Origin of the sequence: Citrobacter sp. TBCS-14 (genome assembly GCF_005280805.1) — a bacterium.
GTDB lineage: Bacteria > Pseudomonadota > Gammaproteobacteria > Enterobacterales > Enterobacteriaceae > Citrobacter > Citrobacter gillenii.
In genome coordinates this window covers 335-619 of record NZ_SZWM01001161.1, presented here as the reverse complement: position 1 = coordinate 619, position 285 = coordinate 335, and the positions used below count along the sequence as shown (strand labels likewise).

General features: G+C 54.7%; 1 protein-coding gene. It reads right to left on the bottom strand.

Annotated elements, in window-relative coordinates:
* Positions 1 to 101: 101 nt before the first annotated feature.
* Positions 102 to 285: multicopper oxidase domain-containing protein (locus FDX22_RS32140; protein WP_255433068.1), on the bottom strand; the 184-nt coding region annotated here is incomplete at its 5' end.

Genomic DNA, 285 nt, shown 5'->3' with positions numbered 1-285 from the left:
GGCGATTACTTTATGTTCAATGGCAGAATATGCAGGGGATGTGCCTTACCCAGCCGACAAGAAATATCCTGCAGGCCGGGCAAGCGCAGAGACGTCGTTGTTTAAACCGTAAAACCGAGCATCATGCCGGTGTCTTCGTGCTCCAGCAGATGGCAGTGCGCCATATAGGCATGTTCTTTCGGCGCATCGTGGTCAAACTTCACCAGTACCTCGCTGACGCCGCCCTCTACCCGCACAGTGTCTTTCCATCCCGTACGGTGCGCAGCAGGCGCTTTGCCATTTTCA